Raw genomic sequence first — 5,034 nt, 5'->3', positions numbered from 1 at the left:
TCGTTTTGTTTGTTATAGCTTCTATCGCAGGCGGGGAATGACGATGTTACAGGAAGTGCCTGCGCCTTCCTTAATCCCACTCTTTCCATTACCAAATCTATGCTGAGAAACCCAGCGCGATGGCCCGACGAAAAAGCGGGCCGTGTCCCGGCCATGTGCGGTGGAAGCATTTTTTCGTCTTGATTTTTTTGTTACTTTTTTCATCAAGGAAAAAAGTAAGGAGGAGAAAGACCTGCCGAATGAGCTTGATGTGTTATTTAGAATCTGCAAGCTTTAAGAGGTGTTTTTGTTTGTCTTCATAACTAGTACACATCCAACTTTTGATGCTTTCTGGTACAATTGCCTTCTGGCTCTACCTTTATCTGTTTTCTTCAAGATTTATCAGATATAATTATTCACCTTCATCATTCGCATTTCTTTTTGCTTGCCCAAAAAGAAACGCTCGCAAAGAAAAAAGGCACACAAAAATATGCTGCCCATCACACTTTCCGGGACGCCCCCGCATTTTTGTGAGGCCATCGCTCACGTAACCCATCAGCATTAGTTAGAATCTAAGTTTGAAGAGTAGTCACCATCAAGACAACTGCATTTCATAGTACCTATCACAAGGCCAGGGGATTCCCTCGCAATTTCGTTTTGTTTGTTATAGCTTCTATCGCAGGCGGGGAATGACGATGTTACAGGAGGTGCCTGCGCCTTCCTTAATCCCACTCTTTCCATTACCAAATCTAAGCTGAGAAACCCCGCGCGATGGCCTGACGAAAAAGTGGGCCGTGTCCCGGCCTTGTGCGGCTGAAGCATTTTTTCGTCTTGATTTTTTTGTTACTTTTTTGATCAAGCAAAAAAGTAAGAAGAGAAAGACCTGCTGAATGAGTTTGGTGTATTGATTTGGAAACTGCAACTCCTGAAGAGTACATCCAGACAACTGCATTTCATAGCATCTATTGCATGGCCAGGGGATCCCTCGCAATCTCGTTTTGTATGTCATACTTCTATCACAGGCGGGGAATGACGATATTAAAGGAAATGTCTGCGCCTTCCTTAATACGCCATCCATTACCTTCCTGTTACAAACAAAAAAAGCGTCAGACTGATCATCAGTCTGACGCTGGAAGTCATATTGACCCATTTCAATAAAATTGATTATATATTTTTCAGTATGTTATTTTACCTGCTCGCCAGGTTCTTTTTCTTCTTGTACTGCAGTCTGACTCACAGCAGTCATCACACTACCTGCTACGGTAGCATACCCTGCTATGGTTATCACCGCAGCGGGAAGCGCGATTGGTGCGGCAAGCAATGTTCCGCCTGCGGCAGCCAACGCCAGCCCTACTGTTCGCAATACTTTGAAGAACTTTGGTGTGGGGGCTTTCACCCGCGCAACCACATTCATAGAATTTGAGTTTACTTTTGTCATACGTTAAATTTAAGTTTCACGTAATTTCATCGGAGAAGGCAACCATTATAGCACTTGCTCAAACGTAACTTCTCTTCCTTGTCGGTCACGCGCCACCAGTACCAGTTTAGATCCTTTAACTGCAGCGTTCGCTACTGTCGCGGCATACTTCCAATTTTCCACGCTAGGTTGCGCCTTACCCGATTCAAGCACGGCGCCATCAGGACGCAAAATGCTTACATCAATCTCTGTAATCTTATAAGGTACTTTTGGGACGATGTTGATCAGCTCCCCAACTTGTCCTTTATAGCCAGCGGTAAACGCACCACCTATTTCAGGTTCTGTGAGGAAGTCAGTCAGTGCTGCGATATACGCACTCTTCAGCCCTTGCAGCTCAGCCATTGTCTTGTAATCCGCAAAAGTTTGAGGGTTATCAATGGCCCCACTGGCGAAAAATGAAGCCTCCGTAAACTTTTTGCGCACTTCAGTTTGCTGTGCTGTAGGTGACTTTGTGTTAACACCTACTCTTGAAAACGTTGTTTTCTTGTCAATCTGGCGAAACATAAGATCTTCGCTGTACTTGCCACTAAATCCCTTAGTGACAATGTTGTTTTGGATTTTACCCATTTTTTAAATTGCTTTTTAAAAGTTTAACATTTAATTCGATCACCTGCAGTGTGATACCACAAAAGTATTTTCGCCCTCCGCATCCTACGCGCGGAGTTAAAAATTACTTGATGTTTTTTTAAAAAACTTTATAAAGAACGTTTTTCAAAATGGTAACTAATTGTATTTAAGCATCTTCTGAAGTGGACTTTTTTTTAAAAAAATAATAGCTCAGAACGTCGCCTGTTACAACATTCTTTTTTCTGAAAAGCCCTTACCTGGAAACACCTCCCTTTTAAGGATTGAGAAGAATTATTTAAAAATTATATTTTTGGAAAAAAGACTGTTCACCATGCCTGTAGGAAAATTTCCCTTTATGCGCTATAAGGTTATTAATGAATGCCTCACCAATAAGCGAAAGCCTTATCCAAGTATTAAAGACATTCAGCAAGCACTTGCCGATTACGACATACATGTAGAAAAAAGAGCTATTGAAGGCGATATGGAAACGATGCGGTATGATAAACGCCTGGGTTACTTTTCGCCCATTCAATATTCACACAAGCACCGAGGCTACTATTATACAGATCCGGATTATACCCTTGACAAGCTTCCTCTGTCATCTGAAGAGATCGAAGCTTTTGAAGTTATTGTTGAGTCTTTTAAACGTTTCCGTGGCGCTGAAATATTGAAGCAAGTTGAAGGTATGTTTGATAAGCTCGACAAAGTGATAATGCAGCAACTTAAAACAAAGCGATCGCGCGTCAGCTATCCCGTGGTCGATTTTGAAAAAGTACCTTACTCCAAAGGCGTTGAACATTTTGATAAGCTATATCAGGCCATTATCAAACAACAACCCCTGCATATTCTTTATAAGAAATTTGATAACGATAAGGTAAGCGAACATATCTTCCATCCCTACCTTTTAAAGGAATATAAATTCAGGTGGTATTTGCTTGGTTATAGCGAGAAAAGAAGAGGCAAGCTTATCCTGGCCCTTGATCGGATCGAAAGCATCAGTAATGTTAAGATGGCGTTTAAGCCCTATAAAGGCAATGATGTACAGAAATATTTTGATCATACCATTGGTATTACCATTAACAATACCGGAGTAAAGGAAATCCGCTTGTGGTTTTCTCCTCTTCAGGGCAACTACATCAAAACACAACATTTGCATGCAACACAAAAAATTGTGAGCGATACCGATGAAGGTATTGTTGTTACGCTGCAGCTTATACCTAACTACGAGTTGTTGCAAATGCTTCTGTCTTTTGGTGCCCAGGTAAAAGTGCTTGAACCTGAAAGTCTAAGAAATGAGCTGAAAGAAATGCTGAAAGAAAATCTGGAGTTGTACCGGTGAGCATAATTACTAACGGTGAGGCAGTACAAAAGAAATAGCTACATCGCCATTTCGGATACCTACCATCTTTGTACTATAATGAAATATATTATATTCTTCAACAGCCAGACTCACCAGGTAATCTTGCGCTTTAGCGGAAGGAGATTTCTTCGTCCTGCCGACGTACAATGTCATGCTATGTCCTCGCGCGGATGAAGAATAATCAGGTTTGCAGGAATGCGTCATGGCACCTTGTCCTGCAGCCAACCGGGGGACCAGAAGAGGAGGGATGCGAAGTGGCTTGAAACAATCTCTTTCCCTATGGAATTGCTGAATTTAAAGCGCAGAGAAGGAGCTTTTCTGCATTTCAGTGGTGTGGCTTTTTGTAATCCAAACACGCGTACTTCTGCAGCGGGTGCCTTCATCTTGCTGTAATCCAAAAATACACTGATTCGCTAGCCATTCTTTCCCTTCAAAAATGATGAAAACGCTGTTGTCTTTCCAAGTCTGTCGTGAGAAACAAACGCTATTGTAGTTCCCTTTGTCATGGGGTTTACAACGGTGGCGATATACTTCCAGTTCAGTTCATGCTCCACGGCCTTCCCTTCTTCCAGCAAGGTGCCGTCAGCAGCAAAGATCTGCACATCAATGGCAATGATCTTATACGGCAACTCCGGTATAATACCAATCACATCACCCACACGTCCATTATATTCCTTCAGGTCAACGCCAGCAATTTTCGGGTCGTTCAGAAAGTCTGATATTGCAGCAAGTTGCGCAGTCCTGTGCCCCTGGAGCGCCGCCATAATTTTATACTCCAGGCTGGCTTTAGGTTGTTTTAACTTACTGGCAGCAAACAGCGCGGCTTCAGCAAACCTCATCCGGTTTGCGGTTTGTTGCTCCGACGGCTTTTTTTTCACAACACCACGGCGTGAAAAAATAGTTTGTTTGTCAAGCTGGCGCAGCACCAGGTCATCGCCAATGGCACCGCTAAAGCCCCTCATAAGAGCGTTATTTCTCACTTTTCCCATGGTAATAATGTTTAAAGTTTAAGGGTTGATAAAACGTTCTTTTTTTATTGATGAGGCAAAACTATTGGCATACACCGCATGCTACGTGCGGATCTAAGATAAATTCAATTTTTTTTTATGATTTTTTTCTTCGGTAACCCTTTATGGTTTAAAACTGATAACCTGCTGTAAGGCAAGAGAATAGCGTTAGAGTGACTGGGAAATGACCCCTACATGCCTTCGGTGATGTTCAGTTACAAGCGTTCTGACCGAAGGATACGCGGGAGTAACCGCAGGCATCCCCCAGGCACTCTCATAGGTTACTGGTGGGTGACTTATAGCTTACAGTGAGCTATTAACACGTAAAAGACAATTTTTTGGAGCTGATAAATCAGTAAAGGATAGTGATGCCGTATACTTTTGAAGTACTACATGAGTAAAAGAAAATTGGGCGTGCCCTTCGCCGCCAACACACCAGGCCAACACAGCTCAGGTCGAGGCTTTCGCTACTCGCCAGTCATCGCGCCAGGCCACTTCGGGCTCAAACATGCCGCTCAATCCCTCACGCGAGAAAACCATACCCTTCGGAAAGAGAATAGCGTGTTTGGGAAAATATCAGGGTGGGAGGGATTGAAGCTTTGCGAAGAATTTTTTAGCTTTAGTAAAATACAATTCCTCAGCAC

Annotated in this window: 6 protein-coding genes; 2 read left to right on the top strand and 4 right to left on the bottom strand. The window is 42.8% G+C overall.

Going from position 1 to position 5,034, the window contains the following annotated elements:
• Nucleotides 1-1,162: 1,162 nt before the first annotated feature.
• Both KK060_RS24200 and KK060_RS24195 read right to left on the bottom strand, forming a co-directional pair.
• On the bottom strand, nt 1,163-1,417 hold the full coding sequence (locus KK060_RS24200) for a hypothetical protein (protein WP_254157756.1): 255 nt from the start codon (nt 1,415-1,417) through the stop codon (nt 1,163-1,165).
• A gap of 45 nt (nt 1,418-1,462) precedes the next feature.
• Nucleotides 1,463-2,023, bottom strand: coding sequence for a hypothetical protein (locus tag KK060_RS24195; protein ID WP_254157754.1), 561 nt, complete (start codon nt 2,021-2,023; stop codon nt 1,463-1,465).
• Nucleotides 2,024-2,333: 310 nt separating this feature from the next.
• On the opposite strand from KK060_RS24195, the gene KK060_RS24190 reads away from it, so the two are divergent.
• Nucleotides 2,334-3,362: a helix-turn-helix transcriptional regulator gene (locus tag KK060_RS24190; RefSeq protein WP_254157752.1), complete on the top strand. Its 1,029-nt coding sequence runs from the start codon at nt 2,334-2,336 to the stop codon at nt 3,360-3,362.
• Nucleotides 3,363-3,371: 9 nt separating this feature from the next.
• On the opposite strand, the gene KK060_RS24185 is transcribed toward KK060_RS24190, so the two are convergent.
• Both KK060_RS24185 and KK060_RS24180 read right to left on the bottom strand, forming a co-directional pair.
• Complete coding sequence (locus tag KK060_RS24185) at nt 3,372-3,536, bottom strand: hypothetical protein (RefSeq protein WP_254157750.1); 165 nt, start codon at nt 3,534-3,536, stop codon at nt 3,372-3,374.
• A 260-nt stretch (nt 3,537-3,796) separates the two neighbouring features.
• Nucleotides 3,797-4,372 carry a hypothetical protein gene (locus KK060_RS24180; protein ID WP_254157748.1) on the bottom strand — a complete coding sequence of 192 codons (576 nt, stop codon included), beginning with the start codon at nt 4,370-4,372 and terminating at the stop codon, nt 3,797-3,799.
• Nucleotides 4,373-4,783: 411 nt separating this feature from the next.
• On the opposite strand from KK060_RS24180, the gene KK060_RS24175 reads away from it, so the two are divergent.
• Nucleotides 4,784-5,034, top strand: a 251-nt coding sequence (locus KK060_RS24175) for a hypothetical protein (protein WP_254157746.1), incomplete at its 3' end; no start/stop codon positions are given.

Origin of the sequence: Chryseosolibacter indicum (assembly GCF_018598585.1) — a bacterium.
In the GTDB taxonomy this organism is placed as follows: domain Bacteria; phylum Bacteroidota; class Bacteroidia; order Cytophagales; family Cyclobacteriaceae; genus Chryseosolibacter; species Chryseosolibacter indicus.
The sequence above is the reverse complement of the archived record's forward strand: the minus strand, read 5'-3'. Positions and strand labels throughout refer to the sequence as shown.